At 72.9% G+C, this 18,081-nt stretch carries 19 protein-coding genes; 7 read left to right on the forward strand and 12 right to left on the reverse strand.

What is annotated here, in order from left to right; translation table 11 throughout:
- Nucleotides 1-149 precede the first annotated feature (149 nt).
- Nucleotides 150-752, reverse strand: a complete 603-nt coding sequence (locus tag AB0C38_RS47400) for a DUF5134 domain-containing protein (RefSeq protein ID WP_360687553.1) — start codon at nt 750-752, stop codon at nt 150-152.
- Nucleotides 749-2,074: a PepSY-associated TM helix domain-containing protein gene (locus AB0C38_RS47405; RefSeq protein WP_360687556.1), complete on the reverse strand. Its 1,326-nt coding sequence runs from the start codon at nt 2,072-2,074 to the stop codon at nt 749-751. The genes AB0C38_RS47400 and AB0C38_RS47405 overlap by 4 nt, the downstream gene beginning before the upstream one ends.
- Nucleotides 2,075-2,232: 158 nt before the next feature.
- Here AB0C38_RS47405 and AB0C38_RS47410 point away from each other — a divergent pair, with 158 nt between their 5' ends.
- On the forward strand, nt 2,233-2,697 hold the full coding sequence (locus tag AB0C38_RS47410; RefSeq protein ID WP_360687559.1) for a winged helix-turn-helix domain-containing protein: 465 nt from the start codon (nt 2,233-2,235) through the stop codon (nt 2,695-2,697).
- Nucleotides 2,698-2,713: 16 nt separating this feature from the next.
- On the opposite strand, the gene AB0C38_RS47415 is transcribed toward AB0C38_RS47410, so the two are convergent.
- Nucleotides 2,714-2,893, reverse strand: a complete 180-nt coding sequence (locus AB0C38_RS47415) for a hypothetical protein (protein WP_360687562.1) — start codon at nt 2,891-2,893, stop codon at nt 2,714-2,716.
- A 113-nt stretch (nt 2,894-3,006) separates the two neighbouring features.
- Here AB0C38_RS47415 and AB0C38_RS47420 point away from each other — a divergent pair, with 113 nt between their 5' ends.
- Together AB0C38_RS47420 and AB0C38_RS47425 are read left to right on the forward strand one after the other, a co-directional pair.
- Nucleotides 3,007-3,996, forward strand: a complete 990-nt coding sequence (locus tag AB0C38_RS47420) for an LLM class flavin-dependent oxidoreductase (protein ID WP_360687565.1) — start codon at nt 3,007-3,009, stop codon at nt 3,994-3,996.
- Nucleotides 3,993-5,264 carry an LLM class flavin-dependent oxidoreductase gene (locus tag AB0C38_RS47425; protein WP_360687568.1) on the forward strand — a complete coding sequence of 424 codons (1,272 nt, stop codon included), beginning with the start codon at nt 3,993-3,995 and terminating at the stop codon, nt 5,262-5,264. Before AB0C38_RS47420 ends, AB0C38_RS47425 begins: the two co-directional genes overlap by 4 nt.
- 6 nt (nt 5,265-5,270) lie before the next feature.
- Here AB0C38_RS47425 and AB0C38_RS47430 read toward each other — a convergent pair whose 3' ends face one another.
- Complete coding sequence (locus AB0C38_RS47430) at nt 5,271-5,612, reverse strand: VOC family protein (protein ID WP_360687571.1); 342 nt, start codon at nt 5,610-5,612, stop codon at nt 5,271-5,273.
- Nucleotides 5,613-5,963: 351 nt separating this feature from the next.
- Between AB0C38_RS47430 and AB0C38_RS47435 the strand changes: the two genes are divergently transcribed.
- Entirely contained in the window at nt 5,964-6,635 is a 672-nt protein-coding gene (locus AB0C38_RS47435) for a lytic polysaccharide monooxygenase auxiliary activity family 9 protein (RefSeq protein ID WP_360687574.1), read from the forward strand.
- A 46-nt stretch (nt 6,636-6,681) separates the two neighbouring features.
- On the opposite strand, the gene AB0C38_RS47440 is transcribed toward AB0C38_RS47435, so the two are convergent.
- The 4 genes from AB0C38_RS47440 to AB0C38_RS47455 form a co-directional block, all read right to left on the reverse strand.
- Nucleotides 6,682-7,173, reverse strand: coding sequence for a carboxymuconolactone decarboxylase family protein (locus tag AB0C38_RS47440; RefSeq protein ID WP_360687577.1), 492 nt, complete (start codon nt 7,171-7,173; stop codon nt 6,682-6,684).
- A gap of 69 nt (nt 7,174-7,242) precedes the next feature.
- Nucleotides 7,243-8,160, reverse strand: a complete 918-nt coding sequence (locus AB0C38_RS47445; protein WP_360687580.1) for a class I SAM-dependent methyltransferase — start codon at nt 8,158-8,160, stop codon at nt 7,243-7,245.
- Nucleotides 8,161-8,286: 126 nt separating this feature from the next.
- Nucleotides 8,287-9,081, reverse strand: coding sequence for an SDR family oxidoreductase (locus AB0C38_RS47450; protein ID WP_360687583.1), 795 nt, complete (start codon nt 9,079-9,081; stop codon nt 8,287-8,289).
- 4 nt (nt 9,082-9,085) lie between these two features.
- The gene (locus tag AB0C38_RS47455; RefSeq protein WP_360687587.1) at nt 9,086-9,886 is read right to left on the reverse strand and encodes an alpha/beta fold hydrolase; all 801 of its coding nucleotides are present in this window, start codon (nt 9,884-9,886) and stop codon (nt 9,086-9,088) included.
- 138 nt (nt 9,887-10,024) lie between these two features.
- Here AB0C38_RS47455 and AB0C38_RS47460 point away from each other — a divergent pair, with 138 nt between their 5' ends.
- Together AB0C38_RS47460 and AB0C38_RS47465 are read left to right on the forward strand one after the other, a co-directional pair.
- Entirely contained in the window at nt 10,025-10,984 is a 960-nt protein-coding gene (locus AB0C38_RS47460; protein ID WP_360687590.1) for a LysR family transcriptional regulator, read from the forward strand.
- Between the two features lie 82 nt (nt 10,985-11,066).
- Nucleotides 11,067-13,097: a UvrD-helicase domain-containing protein gene (locus AB0C38_RS47465; protein WP_360687593.1), complete on the forward strand. Its 2,031-nt coding sequence runs from the start codon at nt 11,067-11,069 to the stop codon at nt 13,095-13,097.
- On the opposite strand, the gene AB0C38_RS47470 is transcribed toward AB0C38_RS47465, so the two are convergent.
- Complete coding sequence (locus AB0C38_RS47470) at nt 13,051-13,965, reverse strand: hypothetical protein (RefSeq protein ID WP_360687596.1); 915 nt, start codon at nt 13,963-13,965, stop codon at nt 13,051-13,053. The two genes, AB0C38_RS47465 and AB0C38_RS47470, sit on opposite strands and share 47 nt — an antisense overlap.
- Nucleotides 13,966-14,055: 90 nt before the next feature.
- Between AB0C38_RS47470 and AB0C38_RS47475 the strand changes: the two genes are divergently transcribed.
- Nucleotides 14,056-15,114 carry a beta-eliminating lyase-related protein gene (locus tag AB0C38_RS47475; RefSeq protein ID WP_360687599.1) on the forward strand — a complete coding sequence of 353 codons (1,059 nt, stop codon included), beginning with the start codon at nt 14,056-14,058 and terminating at the stop codon, nt 15,112-15,114.
- Between the two features lie 10 nt (nt 15,115-15,124).
- Here AB0C38_RS47475 and AB0C38_RS47480 read toward each other — a convergent pair whose 3' ends face one another.
- Genes AB0C38_RS47480 through AB0C38_RS47490 form a run of 3 tightly spaced genes read right to left on the reverse strand, consistent with a single transcriptional unit; the run spans nt 15,125 to nt 17,909 of the window.
- Complete coding sequence (locus tag AB0C38_RS47480; RefSeq protein ID WP_360687602.1) at nt 15,125-15,718, reverse strand: LUD domain-containing protein; 594 nt, start codon at nt 15,716-15,718, stop codon at nt 15,125-15,127.
- Complete coding sequence (locus tag AB0C38_RS47485; protein WP_360687658.1) at nt 15,715-17,166, reverse strand: lactate utilization protein B; 1,452 nt, start codon at nt 17,164-17,166, stop codon at nt 15,715-15,717. Before AB0C38_RS47485 ends, AB0C38_RS47480 begins: the two co-directional genes overlap by 4 nt.
- Before the next feature lie 17 nt (nt 17,167-17,183).
- Nucleotides 17,184-17,909 (reverse strand): (Fe-S)-binding protein, encoded by a 726-nt coding sequence (locus AB0C38_RS47490; protein ID WP_360687605.1) that lies wholly within the window; start codon nt 17,907-17,909, stop codon nt 17,184-17,186.
- Nucleotides 17,910-18,081 lie beyond the last annotated feature (172 nt).

Consider the following 18,081-nt stretch of genomic DNA (forward strand, 5'->3'; position numbering starts at 1 on the left):
AGGTAGGCGGCGTTGAACCGGTCCGCGTCGAGCTTGACGGCGTCCCAGGTGCCGAAGCTCGGCGACCCGACGCGGATGTCCACATGAGTCATTCGGGACACCGCACGCCCCGAATGACTCATTCGCGACACCGGGTCAGGTCTCGAGCATCACAGCATCGCGAGCAGCATCACCGTGGTGCCGAGGCCCATCAGGGCGTCGGCACCCCACCCGGCCGTCCGGACCGGCGGCGCGGCCGCCCGTACCCCGTCGATCGCCCGGGCGAGGAACGCCACGCCCGCCCAGCAGAACGCGATCGCCAGCACCAGCGCGACCACCACCACGTCGGCCGGCACTCCTCCCCCGGCCGACGGCAACGCCATCGCCATGCCCTCCATACCCGGCATGTCCATGGTCGACGCCGCCCCGCTGCCCACCATCGCGCGGGGCATGGCGAACACCATCCACGCCATCGCCGCCATCATCACGGCGTGGAAGGCGGGATGCCACCGGCTGCCGTGGGCCGCGCCCCGGGCCGTCGCCACCGCGAACCACACCGCCGCGAACCCGAACAGCGCCAGCTGCGGCAAGCGGGCGAACGCCATCGTGGCCGGCCACGCCATCGCCACCATGGCCACGCACATCGCCGCGTGCAGCACGTCACCGAACCGGCTCGTCACCGGCCCCTGCCGGAAACACCGGTAAAGACAGAAGAACCCGGTCGCCGCGAACACGATCGTCAGGATCCACCGCAACCCCGTCGCTTCGATCACGACGCCACCTCCGGACGACGAGCCCCGATGATCAGGTCCACGACGAGGAAACCCAGCAGGGACAAGCCGAACACCGGCAGGTAGTAGCCCACCACCGCGGTCACCACGAGCACCGGCGCGAGCACCCGGCCCGGGATCCGCCGCCAGGTTCCGCGCGACGGCGGACGTCCGGCGCGCGCCTCGCCGCGGGTCGGCTTTCGCAGCCACCACATCCGGTAGCCCCAGACGATCACCGCGACCAGCCCGAGCGCCAGCGCCGTCAGCAGGATCTGGTTGGCGACCCCGAACAGCAGACCCATGTGCGCGTCGATCCCCCACTTCGTCAGCTTCGCCGCCGGCGAGTAGTCCGCGAACGGCAGCGTGTCCGTGATCCGCCCGGACGCCGGTTCGACGGCCATCGAGTCCGCCTTCGTCGGCCAGCCGCGGCCGACCTGTTGCACGACATAGGCCTTCCCCGGCGCGGCCGGCGGGCGGATCTCCACCGGGTCCGCCAAGCCCGCCCGCAAGGTCGCCGCGCGCACGGCGTCGATCCCGACATCCCCTTGCGCCGCCGAAGCCGGAACCGCGGTGGACACCGACGGCGTCGTCCAGTCCAGCTGGGAACGCAGTTCGCTGATGCTCGCGCCCGCGTGCTCGGACCACGTCAGCCCGGTGGCCGACAGGAACAGCAACCCGGCCGCGATGACCAAGCCCGTCGTGCGGTGCCACGACAGGAGCCGCCCTCGCCGGCTCCGCGACGACTTCCGCTTGCCCAGCCACAGCGCGACCCCGGCCAGCACGACCACCCAGAGCCAGCTGGCCGCGAGTTCGCTGTACCACCGGCCGAAGTCGCCCAGGTGCAGGCTGCGGTGCAGGGTGTCGACCCAGCCGCGCACCGGCATCGCCTGCCCCGAGCCGTACGTCTCCAGCTGCCCGCGCACGACCCCGGTGTGCGGGTCGACGAAGACCGTCCGGTGGTAGCTGGGCTCGAGCCCGGGCCGGGTGAAGATCACCTGCGTCGAGTCGGTCGACGTGGGGCCGGGCCGGATCCCGGTCACGGTCCCGTCGGGCACGGCGGCCCGCGCGACCGCGGTCTGCTGCTCCAGCGGGACGGCCCCGGGCGCCGCCGGGACGTGCAGCTCGTGGTCGTAGACGGCCTGCTCCAGCTGCGGCGTCCAGACGTAGGCCAGTCCCGTCACCGCGGCGACCAGCAGGAACGGCGCGATGAACACCCCGGCGTAGAAGTGCAGGCGCAGCACCAGCGGCCGGATCGCCGCCCACGTGAGCCGGGGCTCCGCCGCCACCGGCTCGGCCGTGCGCTCGTCGCTCTGGTCGATCGACATCGAGCTCCCTTCCCGTCCGCGACACCCGCCGCTCCGGAAGAAAGGTCGGCTGGCCACCGCGTACGGTTCCCGGGAATCTCGGAACACACAGCACGTCAAGCCGTTCCACCCGCCGGACGGGCTTCGCATCTCCGCGGGCGGCACCGACAATCGCGGCCATGACGATCCAGCCGGAACGACCCGGGGTGCTCGACCTGACCATCCGGATCGACCTCACCGGCCCGGCCGGCGACGCCGCGCTCGTCGCCGCGCGGCTGGCGACCGCGCTCGACGGCCTGGCGAGCGTCGACGTCGTCCCGGCCGGGCCCCACCTGACGCTCGTCCCGGACGCGCTCCTGCGCATCGAAACCGGCTCCCGGCGGGTGATCCTGCTCGGCCGGCACCTCGAGCTGACCCGGCTGGAGTTCGACCTGCTGCGCTACCTCCGCGCGCACCCCGACCGCGTCTTCACCCGCGCCGCGCTGAAGACCGCGCTGTGGCCGCGGCAGGACGGCAACGACCGGACCGTCGACGTCCACGTGCGCAAGCTGCGGGCCAAGCTGGCGCCGCACCTGGACCCGATCACGACGGTCCGCGGGATCGGTTACCGCTTCGAAGGCTCGGCACCGGTGACGCTGACCTGAGTCCTTTGAGGACTTCTCAGCCGACGATCCGCCGGAACTCTTCCCGTTCCCGGTGTGACAACGGCACCGTCGGTGTGTCGGCCGGGGGCCGCGGGACCGGCACGGCCAGGCCGGGTTCGAACGGCGGGACCGGCGGCACCAGCACCCACCCGAAGCCGGTGAACGCCCGCGCGAGCGACTGGATCAACCGCTTCATCGTGCACTCCTTCCGCCGTCAGGACATTCTCGGCGCCCCGGGGCCGCCGGCCCAGGGCGTCCACATCCTGAAAGCAGGTGCGCGACGCCCGGGCACCGGATAGCTGTGGAGCCATGACTTCTCGCAGCCTGCACGTCGCGGTGGAGCTCGACGGGGACGGCGCGGTCGCCGACGTCGTCACCGCGGCCGAACGCGGCGGCTTCACGTTCGTCACCTTCGACGACGCACCGGCCGGCGGCCCGCGGATCGAGGCAACCACCCGCGCCGCCTACGTTTCGACGCTGACCGACCGGATCGGGCTCGCGCCGACCGCGAACGTCACCACGGCCGAGCCGTTCCACCTGGCCGCGCAGCTGGCGAGCCTCGACCACGCTTCGCACGGGCGCGCCGCCTGGGTCGTCGGCGCCGACGACTCGGCCGAGGCGCTGGCCACCATCGGCGGGTCGCGGCTCGACCCGGACGCGCTGCACCACGAAGTCGCCGAGGTCGTCGAAGTCGTGCGGCGGCTGTGGGACTCCTGGGACGACGACGCCGTCATCAAGGACGTCGCCACCGGGCGGTACCTCGACCCGGACAAGGTGCACCACGTCGACTTCAGCGGCACGCGGTTCTCGGTCAAGGGCCCGCTCATCACGCCGCGGCCGCCCCAGGGCAGGCCGGTCGTGCTGGCCCCGGACTCGCTGGCCGAAGCCGCCCGCCCGGACGTGGTGCTCGTCGGCGGCGCCGGCCTCGACGACGTCCGCAACCGCGCCCGGCGCGCCCGCGACACCGGTGCCCCGCTGGTCTTCGCCGAGGTCGAGGTCCGGCTCGGCGCCGGCGAGCCCCCGGGTACCCGAGGCCGGCCGCCCGGCGATCGCCTGCGCTACACCGGATCCGCGCTCGGGCTGACCGAGCTGCTGGGCTGGCTCGCCACCAGCGTCGACGGCGTCCGGCTGCACCCGGCGGACCTCGCCACCGACCTGCCGGTGCTGGCCGGTGAGGTGCTGCCGGCGCTGCGCACCGAAGGCCTGCTGGTCTCGCCGGCACCGGGCGCCACCCTGCGCGGTTCACTCGGTCTCGCCCGCCCGGAAAGCCTTTTCGCGGCGGCCGGCGGTGCCGCATGACCGCGCGGCTGCACCTGGGCGTGTTCTACACCGGCGTCGGCCCGCAGTTCCTGTGGGACGACCCGTCGAACGCGCCGCACACCGAGATCGAGACCTACGTCTCGGTCGCGCGGACGCTGGAACGCGGCCTGTTCGACGCCTTCTTCCTCGGCGAAGGCCTGCGGGTGCGGGAGAACCGCGGCCGCGTGCACGCCCTCGACGTCGCCGGCCGCCCGGACGCGATCACCCAGCTGAGCGCGCTGGCCGGGGCCACGACCCGGATCGGGCTGGTCGCCACGCAGAACACCACGTACAACTTCCCCGCCGACCTCGCCCGCCGGCTGTCCTCTTTGGACTTCCTGTCCGGCGGCCGGGCGGGCTGGAACATCGTCACCACCGACAACGCCTGGACGGGCGCGAACTTCCGGCGCGGCGGCTGGCTGGCCCACGATCGCCGTTACGAGCGAGCCGAGCAGTTCGTGGAAGCCGCGCTGGCGCTGTGGTCCGGCACCGGGCTGGTGGCCCGGCACACCGACCTGGTGAGCCTGCGCGCGACGCAGACGGTGCCGCCGAGCCCCCAGGGCCGGCCGGTGCTGTTCCAGGCCGGGGACTCCCCCGGCGGTCGCGAGCTGGCGGCGAAGTACGCGGACGTCGTCTTCTCCGCGAACACCGGCTACGACAAAGCCGTCGCCTACGCCGACGACCTGCGCGCCCGGCTGGCGCGGCACGGCCGTCCCGCCGACGCGGTGCGGATCCTGCCCGGCGCGACCGTCGTCCTGGGTGACACCCCGGCCGACGCGGCCGAGCGCGCCGAAGACATCCGGCGCCGGCAGATCACGCCCCAGCGCGCGCTGGCGTTCCTCGAGCAGTACTGGGGGCAGGACCTGTCGGCGTACGACCCGCACGGCCCACTGCCGGACGTCGAGCCCATCGAAGGGGAACTCGACCCGTCACGCGGGACGATCTCGATCGCGGACCGGACGGGCAAGCTCGACCGGATCCGCCGGTGGCGGGAGCTCGCCGAGGCGAAGAACCTCTCGATCCACCAGCTCGTCCTCGAGGTCCAGCCCCGTCAGCACGGCTTCGTCGGCACGCCGGGCCAGGTCGCCGACGAATGGGCGAGGTACGTGCGCACGCGGGCGGTGGACGGGTTCAACCTCAGCCCGCACCTGGTGCCGGCCGCGCTGGACGACGTCGTCGACCGGCTGGTCCCGGAGCTGCAGGACCGGGGCGTCTACCGGACGGAGTACGAAGGCACGACCCTGCGGGAGCACCTCGGACTGCCCTGAGGCGGGCTACTTTTCGTGGAGCTCGATCGCGTTGCCCGAGGGGTCCGAGAGGAACGACTGGCGGGCGGCGCCGACGGGGACGGGGTCGCTGACGTCGAACCCGGCGGCGCGCAGCCGCCGGACCTCCGCGTCCAGGTCGTCCACGAGCACCGCGAAGTGCTGGCCCCGCGAGGGTCCCGGCGTTCCTTCGATGAGGTGCAGCTGCTGGTCGCCGACGTCCAGCCAGGCACCGGGTCCGAGGGTGCCGGGGCGGCCGGCGGAGAGCCGGAAACCGAGCGCCCGCGTGTAGAAGCCGACCGACTGGTCGATATCGTCGACGACGACCGCCACGTGGTGGATCGCTGTCATGACTGGGTTTCCGCCCTTCAGGCCGCGATCGCGGGAGGTTCCGGTGTTCGCGACGGTAGCCAGGGCGCGATCCGTACGTCAAGGCGAAGTCCGCCCGGGCGGAGCAGCCGGCACGGCGACGCGCTCACGGTGCGTTCCCCTCAGCGGGACCGATCAGGGGGCGCCGGCCCGGTTCCGTCGGCTGTTCAGGAGCCGTTCAGTGCGGCACCGCACCGGAAACCCGGACACCACATCGCCGTCCCGACGGTTTGTTTCTGGCCATCGCCGCTTGCCGGGCGTAGGGTCGGCGCGAAATTGGGAGCGCTCCCACCACGCCGAGCTTCGCCGATCTTCGCGATCAAGGAGGACAGAGTGGTTCCCCGACGGATTCGCCCCCGCACGACCTCGCTCTCCCTGGCGGTGACCGCCGTGGCCGCCGTGCTCCTGGGCGGCGCGCTCACCGGCGTCGCCGAGGCGCACGGCTCCGCCACCGATCCGCCGTCGCGCAACTACGGCTGCTGGAACCGCTGGGGCAGCGACTTCCAGAACCCGGCCATGGCGACGCAGGACCCGATGTGCTGGCAGGCCTGGCAAGCCGACCCGAACGCGATGTGGAACTGGAACGGGCTCTACCGCGAAGGGGTCGCGGGCAACCACCAGGCCGCCATCCCCGACGGGACGCTGTGCAGCGGCGGCCGCACGCAGAGCCCCCGGTACAACGCGCTGGACACCGTCGGCGCCTGGCAGCCGGCGAACAAGGACAACCGGTTCACGCTCACGATCACCGACCAGGCCCGCCACGGCGCGGACTACCTGCTGGTGTACGTCACCCGGCAGGGCTTCGACCCCGCCACCCAGCCGCTGAGCTGGGGCGCGCTCGAGCTGGTCGCCCAGTCCGGCCGCATCGCCCCCGCCGGCCAGTACCAGATCGCCGTCGACGCGGGCACCCGGACGGGACGGCACGTCGTCTACACCATCTGGCAGGCGAGCCACCTCGACCAGTCGTACTACTTCTGCAGCGACGTGAACTTCTCGGGCCGCTAGCCGGTTCGGAGGCGCCCGACGGACCCGCCGGGCGCCTCCGGCGTGCTCACTCCCGTTCGGTGAACGCGGCGAACATCCCGGCCACGTAGGCACCACCCCTCTGGTGCACGATCACGGCGAGCCGGTTGGCCGCGTTGATCATCGCGACCAGGGCGACCAACGCGGTGACCTGGTCGTCGTCGTAGTGCTCGCGCACCCGGGCCCAGGTCTCGTCGGACACACCCTCCTGGGCGTCCGCGAGCCGGGTGCCCTCCTCGGCCAGTGCCAGCGCGGCCCGCTCCGCCTCGGTGAACACCGTCGACTCGCGCCACACGGCGACGAGACTGAGCCGGACCACCGTCTCCCCGGCCGCCGCGGCTTCCTTGGTGTGCAGGTCGACGCACCAGCCGCACCCGTTGATCTGGCTGGCCCGCAGGCTGACCAGCTCCTGGGTCGGCTTCGGCAGCGGCGACCGTTCGATCACCTGCCCCAGGTTCGCGAACCGCTTGCCGAACCGGGTGCCGATCTCGTTGTTCATCAGGTCGAGGCGGGTTTCCACGGGCTTGCTCCTCACGTGTCGTGACCGGACGGCCTCAAGACACCGGCGAAGCAATTCCTGTGACAGCGCCTACTTCGTCTTGTCCAGAACACCGCTGACGTAGCGCAGGTCGCCCATGCGCAGGCCGTCGTCCGCCAGGGGCAGCAAGCCGTGGGCGGCGAGCAGTTCCCGGGTGGTGGCTCCGGTCAGCGCCCAGCCGAGGCCGGTCAGGTAGGGAGCCGCTTCGTTGCGCTCACCGAAGTACCGCAGCTTCGCCATGTCGGTGACGAAACTGTGCTCGCGCCAGCGTTCGGAGATGCGGGCCAGGCTTTCCTTCGTCTTCTCCTCCTCGCCCGGCCGCGGGTTCGGGCGGCTTTCGGTGGCCACCCGGCTTCCCGGCGCGCTGAGCTCGGTGATCGTGTCCAGCAGGCGGTCCTGCGCCTCGGGCGGCAGGTAGCCGAGCAGGCCTTCGGCGCTCCACGCGGTCGGCCGGGCCGGGTCGAACCCGGCGGCCCGCAGCGCGGCGGGCCAGTCGTCGCGCAGGTCGACCGCGGCCACCCGCCGGTCGGCGGTGGGCTCGGCGCCCAGCTCGGCCAGGGTGCGGGTCTTGAACTCGACGACCGGCGGCTGGTCCACCTCGTACACGACGGTCCCGGCCGGCCAGGGCAGCCGGTACGCGCGGGAATCCAGCCCCGAGGCCAGGATCACGACCTGCGCGATCCCCGCGTTCGCCGCGTCGAGGAAGAACTCGTCGTAGAACTTGGTGCGCACCTTGGCCCCGTCGATCGCCACCTGCCCGACCAGCTCACCGGGCGGCAGCTCCCCGGTCGCCAGCCGGGTGAGCAGCTCGACGCCGACCGCCCGGACGAGCGGCTCGGCGAACGGGTCGTCGATGAGCGAACGGTCCGCGCGGGTCGCGATCGCCCGGACCGCCGCGGCCATGGTGGCGGTCGCGCCGACGCTGGACGCCAGGTCCCAGGTGTCGCCGTCTTGCCGGGTGGAAGTCATGCTGTGCCTTGTCCCCCTTCGGACTCGGGTGGTGTTCGAGACGTGGCGTGCCGTCAGGCCGCCCGGACGTCATGAACGACCCTTTCACCTCGTCGGACGAGGTGAAAGGGTCGTTCATGGCACCGCCTAGTGCGTCTCGGTGCTGTAGCCGCCGTCGAGGGCGAGGGTGGCGCCCGTGATGTTGCCGGCCACTCGGTCACTCGCCAGGAACGCCACGAGGTTCGCGACCTCGGCGGGCCGGGTGAAGCGGCCGGTGACGGCGTGGGTGGCGGCTTCCTCGGCGACGGACCCGGCATTCGTCCCGGTGGTGGCGGCGATGGTCTCGGCGACGCCGCCGCTGCCGAGCCACAGGTCCGTCGCGACCGGGCCCGGGTTGATCGCGTTGGCGCGGATCCCGTGCGGGCCGAACTCCTTCGACACCGACTTCGTGAAGTTGACCAGGGCCGCTTTCGCCGCGCTGTAGTCGATGACGCCGGGGTCGGGCAGGTTCGCGTTGATCGAAGCGATCGTGACGATGCTGCCGTGGCCGGCCGTCACCATCGTCGGCAGCACCGCACGCGTGGCCCGGATCGCGCTGAGCAGGTTCAAGGTCAGCGACCGCGTCCACTCGTCGTCGGTGACCAGCAGGAAGCCGTTCGGCCTCGGCGTGACGGCGCCGACGTTGTTGACCAGGATGTCGATCCGCCCCAGCTCGGCCAGGGCCAGCTCCACGAGCCGGCCCGGGCCGTCGGCGGTGCCGAGGTCCACGGCCAGGGTGTGCGCCTTCCCGGCCCGGGCGAGGGCGTCCAGGTCCGGCCCGGGGTCGCGGGCGCCGGCCACGACGTGGACCCCCTCGGCGACGAGGGCTTCGGTGACGGCCAGGCCGATGCCCCGGCTGGCACCGGTGACGACGGCGACGGCCCCGTCCAATCCGAGGTCCATCCGCTCAGATCCCGTGCTCGCGCAGCCAGCCGAGCACGGCGTCGGCGACGTCGCGCCAGCCGCTGTCGACGGTGAGCGAGTGGCCCCGGCCCTCGAACTGCTTCAGCTCGGTGACGGCGGCGGAGTCCCGGTACTGCTTGAGCGTCGACCGGGTGACGACGTCCGGGACGGTGTGGTCCGCGGTGCCGGAGACCAGCAGGAGCGGGCCGCGGTCCTCGCGGTGCGTGTCGACCTTCGCCTGCGAATGCAGCACGAAGTTGGCCGCCGCGGCCTGGAACAGCGGCCGGGCCGGCGACGGGATCGTCCAGCGCCCGAACAGCTCCGCCGACTCCTCGTCGGTCAGCGCGTTGCCGAAGCCGAACCGGAACTCCTTCTCGGTCAGCGAAACGGCCCGGTGGAGGTTGGCGGGGTTGCCCAGCGCCGGCAGACCCGCGCGCAGCTGCGCCAGCGGCAGGGGCAGGACCCCCTTGATCTGGGCGGGGTCGATGGCGACACCGGCCAGGCCGATGCCCTGTCCGAGCAGCTTTTCGGTGATCAGGCCGCCGAAGGAGTGGCCGATGAGCACCGGGGGCCGCTCGAGGCCCGCGATGATCGAGGCGAAGTGCTCGGTGGCGTCGTCGATCCCGATGTCCGCGACGGCTTCGGGGTTTTCCCGGGCCTGCTCGACGGTCTCGGGCTCGTGCGGCCAGCCGGGCGCGATCGGCGCGTACCCGGCCGCCCGGAAGTGGTCGATCCAGGGGTGCCACGAGGTGGCGTGCAGCCACAGACCGTGGATGAACACGACGGGGGTGCCGGGGTCGGCCATGGATCCTCCAGATCGGGGAGCTTTCCCGAAGCCAACACGACCCGCGGCACCGGCGTCCAAGACCTGGTGGGTGCGCATCGATAACCGTGGTGGCATCGTTGGCGCACTGCCCCACTCCCTTCGCGCCGGAAGGCCCGCATGGACCTCGATCTCAGGCTGGTGCGGTACTTCGTCACGGTCGCCGACGAACTGCACTTCGGGCGGGCCGCCGCCAAGCTCTTCATCAGCCAGCCGGCGCTGTCCAAGCAGATCCGCAAGCTCGAAGCCGATGTCGGCGCGCCGCTGCTGGTGCGCGACAGCCGGCACGTCGCGCTGACCCCGCGCGGCGAACGGTTCCTGCACCTCGCCCGGCAGCTGCTGGCCACCGCCGACCACATGCTGCGCGAGCCCGCACCGGACCACCTGCGGATCGCCCACATCTTCGAACTGGACACCAGCCGGGTCGTCGCCGACGCGTTCCTCGCCGCCCATCCCGGTGTCCGGCTCGTCCAGAGCCAGATGGACAGCGCCCGTCAGCTCACCGCGCTGCTCGAAGACCACCTCGACGTCGCGATCCTCCGCGTCACCACGACCCTCAAGGCCGAGTACCCGGCCGGGTGGCGGCACGCCCTGCTCCGGCTCGAGCCGTTCTGGCTGGTCGGCAGGCCCGGTGACCCGCAGCGGACGTCCGCGTCCGTGCACGAGCGGCCCCTCGAGGTCTTCGCCGACGGCCCCGGCACGGCGTTGTACAACGTGCACGGCCGGTACCTGAGCTCCTGGGAACAGCACACCGGCGTCGCCCTGCGCTGGCTGGGCAACCCCGGCACGTTCGACAACTGCCACGCCGCCGTCAGCCGCACGCGGGACAGCGCGTACTTGCTCGAATTCGACAGCTACGCCCGTCGCTACGCCGACCGCGGCCTCCCCGTCCACCGGCCCCGGGAGCTGCAACCCGTCTATTCGTGGTCGCTGGCCTGGCGGGACGGCGAGCAACCGGAAACCGTCCAGGCCTACCTGCGGATCGCGCGGGAGACCGCGGAACAGCGGGGCTGGCTGCACCCCGAGCACGCGGACAGCGCACCGTTGTGGGTCCCGCCCGAAGACCTGACGTCCGCCTAGGCGCGAAGAACAAGACTGTTCTTCCCCGGTTTCGCGGGGCACCCTCGACGGCACTGCTCGCCGACCCGGGGGGAGACCGGCTGTGCCCGGCGGAGACATCGATCGTGAGCTCGAAACCGAGCGGGACTACGTCGCGGGCCTCTACGCCCGCGTGGACGCCCTGCGTGAGACAGCGGCCGCGCGACGTGCCGACGGAGATCGGGAGGCTGCGGCCGTCTGGCAGGCGGAGGTGGCCCGGCTCGACTCGGTGGAGCCGGGCTTGTGCTTCGGACGGCTGGACCTGCACGACGGCGGGCGCGTCTACGTCGGCAGGCTGGGCCTGTTCCGCGAGGACGACGGGGAGCCGTTGCTGGTGGACTGGCGCGTCCCGGTGGCCCGGGCGTTCTACACCGCGACGGCGGCCGCACCTGAGGGCGTACGGCGACGGCGGCGCATCACCACGCGCGGCCGCACGGTCGTCGCGCTGGACGACGAGCTGCTGACGGCGGACGACGCCGACGACGGCGCTCTCGTCGGGGACGCGGCGCTGCTGGCGGCGGTGACCGCGGAGCGCACCGGGCGGATGCACGACATCGTCACCACGCTGCAGGCCGAACAGGACCGGATCATCCGGCACGAGACCAGCGGGGTGCTGGTGGTGCAGGGCGGCCCCGGCACGGGCAAGACCGCCGTCGCCCTGCACCGGGTCGCCTACCTGCTCTACACCCGTCCGCACCTGCGCACCCGGGGCGTCCTGGTCGTGGGGCCCAGCCGGTTGTTCCTCGACTACATCGGCCAGGTGCTCCCCGGTCTCGGCGAGCACAGCGTCGTCACGGCGACCCTCGCCGACCTGCGGCCGGGCACCGAGGTCAGCCGGGCGGACCCGCCCGGGGCCGCGGCGGACAAGGGCCGGGCGGTCATGGCCGGCCGGCTGGCGGACGCGGTACGGGCGCGGGTCCGGACCCCGGAGGGTCCGGTCGGCATCGAGTTCGAGCGGCAGGTGCTGCGCCTCGACGCACGCACGTGCGACCACGCCGTGGCCGAGGCCCGGCGGACCCGGCTCCCGCACAACCAGGCCAGGCTGGTGTTCCAGCGGCAGGTCGTGGACGTGCTCGCGCGGCGCCTGGTCGAAGACCTGGAGGCGGTCGTGCTCACCGATACCGGCGAGGCGATCGACGGCGGCAGCTCGGACGGCCGGCTCGGCGAGGCCGACCTGCGCGCGCTGGCCGCCGCGGGGGTCGTGCTCGGCGACGACGTCCACGACGAACCACGGACCATGCTGGACGAGACCGCCCGGGCGGGGCTGCGGCAGTCCCTGCTCGCCGACCCGCTCGTCCAGGCCGCCCTCGACGCGCTGTGGCCGCCCCTGACGCCGGAGCAGGTGGTCGCGGACCTCCTCGGCGAGCGGGACGGCTGGAGCGCCGCGGACGTCCCATTGCTGGACGAAGCCGCCGCCCTGCTCGGCCACGGCACCGGCCCCGCGGTGTTCGGGCACGTGGTCGTCGACGAGGCCCAGGAACTGTCCGAAATGGACTGGCGGATGCTGGTGCGCCGGTGTCCCACGCGGTCGATGACGATCGTCGGGGACCTCGCCCAGACCGGGAACGCGGGCGGCGCTTCGTCGTGGGACCGCGTCGGAGACCGCCGGCACCTCGTCGAGCTCAGCGTCAACTACCGCACGCCCGCCGAGATCATGGCCGCCACCGCCGGCCTGCACCCCGGGCTGACGCCGCCCCGGTCGGTCCGCTCGACCGGCGAGACGCCGTGGCGCGTCGAGACCACCCGAGCCGCCCTACCCGGCGTCGTCGCCGATCTCGCCGCGGCGCACACCACCGGCCGGCTCGCGATCATCGCCCCGGAAACCCTGGCCGGCACGCTGTCCCCCACCGCCGACCCGAATCTGACCGAGCGAGTGGTCGTCCTCACCCCCGGCCAGGCCAAGGGTCTGGAGTTCGACGCGGTCCTCATCGCCGACCCGGGCGCGATCCTCGAAGCACCACGCGGCCGCAACGACCTGTACGTCGCCATGACCAGGGCCACCCGCAGCCTCGGCATCGTGCACCCCGGCCCGCCACCGGCCGAACTGCTCAGAGTTCCCCTGCTCGCTCATAAAGCTTCCGCACGGGATCGGTGAACGCGGCGCCGCTCAGGTCCGTGGTCACGCCGTCCTCGGTCATCGTGCCCCGGCTCGTCACGCTGAAGAGGGTTCCCTTGCCCGTGGCGGGATCGAAGTTCCGCAGCCACGGGCCGCCGCTGGAGCCGCCGGCCAGGTCGCAGTCCGTGTTCCAGGTCGTGGTGACCGAGTTGACCTCGAGGGTGGCGGGCCGGGCGCAGGAGAACAACGCCTCACCGCCCGCGGCCCGGGAGACCGGGTAGCCGAGCAGGGTCGTGTCCACAGGGGACGGTGGCCGCCCGAACGAGAGGTCCTGGGTGCCCGCGACGTCGGCGACGTGGTGGCCGCCGACCGGGTCGAGGGCGAGCACCGCGTCGTCGTCCGTCCCGCTCGTGGGCCCCGAATAGGTGCTCGACCAGGCGAAGGCCCGGACCGGGAACACGCCGAGCGGCGCCTTCCCGTGGTCGTAGCCCGGGACGAACACGACGTTGACGATCTTGATCGGGTTGTCGAACCGGTCCAGCCCGCCGTTGACGCAGTGCCCGGCGGTGAGGGCGACGTCCCTGCTGGAGCTGGGGACCACGGTCGCGGTGCAGGACTCGTCGACGCCGGGTTCGGCGGTGAAGAACAGCCGTCCGACGCCCGCCGGCACCGGCCCGTCCCACTCCCGGCCGATCTTCTCGGCCGGCGGCAGCGAGTCGCCGCCCACCCACTGCCGCATCCGCTCCGGCGTCCAATGGGCCAGCGCGGCGGCCCGGCCGGCCGCGCTCACCCGGGTCACCACCTGGTCGTCGGCGGCACTGGCCGGAGCGGCCACGACCACCAGCGCGGCGCCGGCCACCGCGAGCAGCGCGGTGACCCGGGACAGGACGTGCGTCGTCGTGATCATGACCAGAGGACGCGCCGGCGGCCGGTGAGGTTGTTCACCCGCGCGGGCGCTCCCCTGTCCGGAACGCCCACCGGCCGCCAGGATCAAGGCATGATCGTGCCCGCACCGAACGACGAGACCGGCGCCGAGCGCGGGTTCGCCAGCGACAACAACGCTCCCGTGCACCCGGAGGTCATGGCGGCGCTGGCCGCCGCCAACCACGGCCACCAGCCCGCCTACGGCGCGGACGTCCACACCGCCCGGCTGCGCGAGCTGGTCAAGGCGCACTTCGGCGACCGCGCCGAGGTCTACCCGGTCTTCACCGGCAGCGGCGCCAACGTGATCGGGCTGCAGGCGATGAGCGACCGGTGGAGCGCAGTGGTCTGCCCGGAGTCCGCGCACATCAACGTCGACGAGTGCGGGGCACCCGAGAAGGTGGCCGGGCTGAAGCTGATCCCGGTGCCCACCCCGGACGGCAAGCTGACCCCGGCGCTGCTCGACCGGTACGCCTGGGGCTTCGGCGACCAGCACCACGCCCAGCCCGCCGTCGTCTCGATCACCCAGAGCACCGAGCACGGCACCCTCTACACGCCGGGCGAGATCGCGGCGATCGGCGCACTGGCGCACGACCGCGGCATGCGGCTGCACGTGGACGGCGCCCGGCTGGCCAACGCGGCCGCCGCGCTCGGCCTGCCGCCACGCGCGTTCACCACCGACGCCGGGGTCGACGTGCTCTCGTTCGGCGGCACGAAAAACGGCCTGATGTTCGGCGAGGCGATCGTGGTGCTCGACCCGTCCGCGGTGCGCGGCGTGCCGTACCTGCGCAAAGCCGCGCTGCAGCTGGCCTCCAAGATGCGGTACGCGTCGGCGCAGCTCGTCGCGCTGCTGGACGACGACCTGTGGCTGCGCAACGCCCGCCACGCGAACGCGATGGCCACCCGGCTGGCGGCTGCCGTGGCCCGGCTTCCCGGGGTCGAGATCGTCCAGCCGGTCCAGGTCAACGCCGTCTTCGCCGTCCTGCCCCGCGACGCCGCCGAGCGGCTGCGGAAGCGCTATCGCTTCAGCACCTGGGACGAGCGCACCGGCGAGGTCCGCTGGATGTGCTCGTTCGACACGACGGAGGCCGACGTGGACGCCTTCGCGGCCGCCATCGCCCAGGCGCTCGGCTGAACCCCCGAGCTCACCCTGCGACGACGATGACGTGCAGGGTTCTGGGCCCGTGCACGCCTTCCACCCGGGTCAGCTCGATGTCGCTGGTGGCGCTCGGCCCGCTGATCCACGTCTGCGGGCGCGCCGGGTCGAGGGCGGCCACGGCCTGCGGGACGCCGGCGACGATCTGGTCCTCGCGCAGCACGCACACGTGGACGTCCGGCACCAGGCTCAGCGCGCGCCGGCCCTGCCCGGGCCCGTGGTCGAGCACCAGGGTGCCGGTGGTCGCGATGCCCAGCGCGGCCGTGGTGACGACGGCGTCGAACGCGGCCAGCTCCGCCGTCGTCCCGGCTTCCGCCGCGGCCGTGCCGCCGATCTCGACCGGAAACCCCTCGGGTACCAGGACTTTCCGCGCGGACCCCAGCGCGGCGCGGACGGCGCCGGGCAGCTCGGCGGTGGTGCAGCGGGTGAGGGCCGCGCGGTAGTCCACCACGCGCTCGGCGAAGAGCTCGACGACGTCCGCGGCCGCGACGGACCGGTAGCCGCGCGGGACCGCCGCCTCCGTCCGGTCCGCGTCCCGCAGCGCACCGCGAACCGCGGCCAGGATCTCCTCGCGCGCGCTCATCGCCGTCCTTCCCGCCGCCACCAAGCGCGGAACGACTCCCGCGGCGGGGCCGGCAGGTCACGGGCGTTCGTCCACACCGAACCGGGCCAGGGCAGGCGGGCCACCCCGCGCCGGCCACCGGGCAGCACGCGCCGGCCGAACCGGGTCAAGGCCCGGTTCGCGAGGCCCAGCCCGCGTTCGGCCAGGCCGAGCCGCCGGGCGTCGGACAGCACCCACGACGCCGATTTCATCGCCACCGCCTCGGGTTTCGGCGCTCCGCCGCGATGCGCGTCGACGACCTGGGCGCGCAGGTGCACCAGAACCTCGGGGATGTCGATGAGCACCGGGCAGGCCTCGAAGCACGCGCCGCAGAGACTGGACGCGTACGGGAGGGAGTCGGTCTGCTCGTCGACGCCGACCCCCTTGAGCAGCGGGTTGAGGATCGCGCCGATCGGCCCGGGGTAGACCGAGCCGTAGGCGTGCCCGCCGGTGCGCTCGTAGACCGGGCAGACGTTCAGGCACGCCGAGCAGCGGATGCAGCGCAGCGCCTGCCGGCCGACCTCGTCGGCGAGCGCGCGGGTGCGGCCGTTGTCGAGCAGCACGACGTGCATCTCTTGCGGCCCGTCGCCGGGGGTGACGCCCGACCACGTCGAGGTATACGGGTTCATCCGCTCCCCCGTGCTTGAACGCGGCAGGAGCTGGAGGAACACGTCGAGGTCGGTCCACGTCGGCACGACCTTTTCGATGCCCACGACCGAAACGAGCACCTCGGGCAGCGTCAGGCACATGCGGCCGTTGCCCTCGGATTCGACGACCACGAGCGTGCCGCTCTCGGCGACGGCGAAGTTCGCGCCCGAGACGGCCATCTTCGCCCGCAAGAACTTCTCCCGCAGGTGCAGCCGGGCCGCGCCGGCGAGCTCGGCCGGGTCGTCGGTGAGCCCGTCGGGCGCGGGACGGCCCGCCGCGCTCATCTCGCGGCGGAAGATCTCCCGGATCTCCGCGCGGTTGCGGTGGATCGCCGGCACCAGGATGTGGCTGGGCAGGTCGTCGCCGAGCTGCACGATGAGCTCGGCGAGGTCGGTCTCCCAGGCGGTGACGCCGTGTTCGGCGAGGGCCTCGTTGAGCCCGATCTCCTGCGTCGCCATCGACTTGACCTTGACGACCTCGTCGACGCCGTGGTCGCGCGCGATGCCGGCGACGATGGCGCAGGCCTCCCGGGCGTCGCGCGCCCAGTGCACGGTCGCGCCCCTGGCCTGCAGGGCGGCTTCGAGCGTCAGCAGGTGCTCGTCGAGGTGGCGCAGGGTGTCGTCCTTGATCGCCGCGCCCGCCAGGCGCAGCTCCTCCCATTCGGCCACCTCGCCGACGACGGCCGCGCGCTTGGCGCGGATCGTGCCGGTGGCGTGGGCGAGGTTGCGGCGCAGCTGCGTGTCGGCGAGCGCTTCCCGGGCCGCCGCCGGGAACGCCGGCATGCCGACGAACGTGGCGCTCACGCGTCCTCCTCGGTCGAAGCCAGCACGTCGGCCAGGTGCAGCACGCGGACGCCGGACCGCTGCCGCGACAGCAGGCCGCCGATGTGCAGCAGGCACGAGTTGTCGCCCGCGACGAGCACCTCCGCGCCGGTGTCCCGGACGTGCCGGGCCTTGTCCGCGCCCATCGCGGTGGACGTGTCCGCGTTCTTGACCGCGAAGGTGCCGCCGAAGCCGCAGCATTCGTCGGCGGCGGGCAGCTCGACGAGGTCGAGCCCGCGCACTTCGCGCAGCAGCCGCAGCGGCTTGTCGCCGACGCCGAGCATGCGCAGCGAATGGCAGGTCGGGTGGTAGGTGACGCGGTGCGGGAAGTAGGCGTCCACGTCGGTCACGCCGAGCACGTCGACGAGGAACTCGCTCAGCTCGTAGACCTTCGGACCGGCCTCGGCCAGCCGGGGATCGCCGGCCCTTCGCGCGACCAGACCGTGCTGGTGGCGCGCCGAGCCCGCGCAGGAACCCGACGGCGTGACGATGTAGTCGTAGCCCGCGAACGCCTGCGCGAAGGCGCGCACCACGGGTACGGCCTCGTCGAGGTAGCCGGTGTTGACCATCGGCTGGCCGCAGCAGGTCTGGGCCTCGGGGAAGTCCGCGTCCACGCCGAGGCGGCGCAGCAGCCGGAACACCGCCTTGCCCGTGTCCGGGAAGAGCGAGTCGTTGATGCAGGTGACGAGCACGGCGACCTTCACGCGCTCACCTCAGTCTCTGAATGAAAGGTTTCAATGTCTCGCGCGGTGACGCTACTATCGGTTTGACGTCGAAGTCAACGCCTGGCTGTCACGTCCGGTTTCTACGTTTCAACGCAGCGGCGGGAGGCGGCGCACCTCAATCGGCGCCGGGCCGGTGAGCCGGCGACCGAGC

Source organism: Amycolatopsis sp. NPDC048633 (assembly GCF_040650695.1).
Taxonomy (GTDB): Bacteria; Actinomycetota; Actinomycetes; order Mycobacteriales; family Pseudonocardiaceae; genus Amycolatopsis.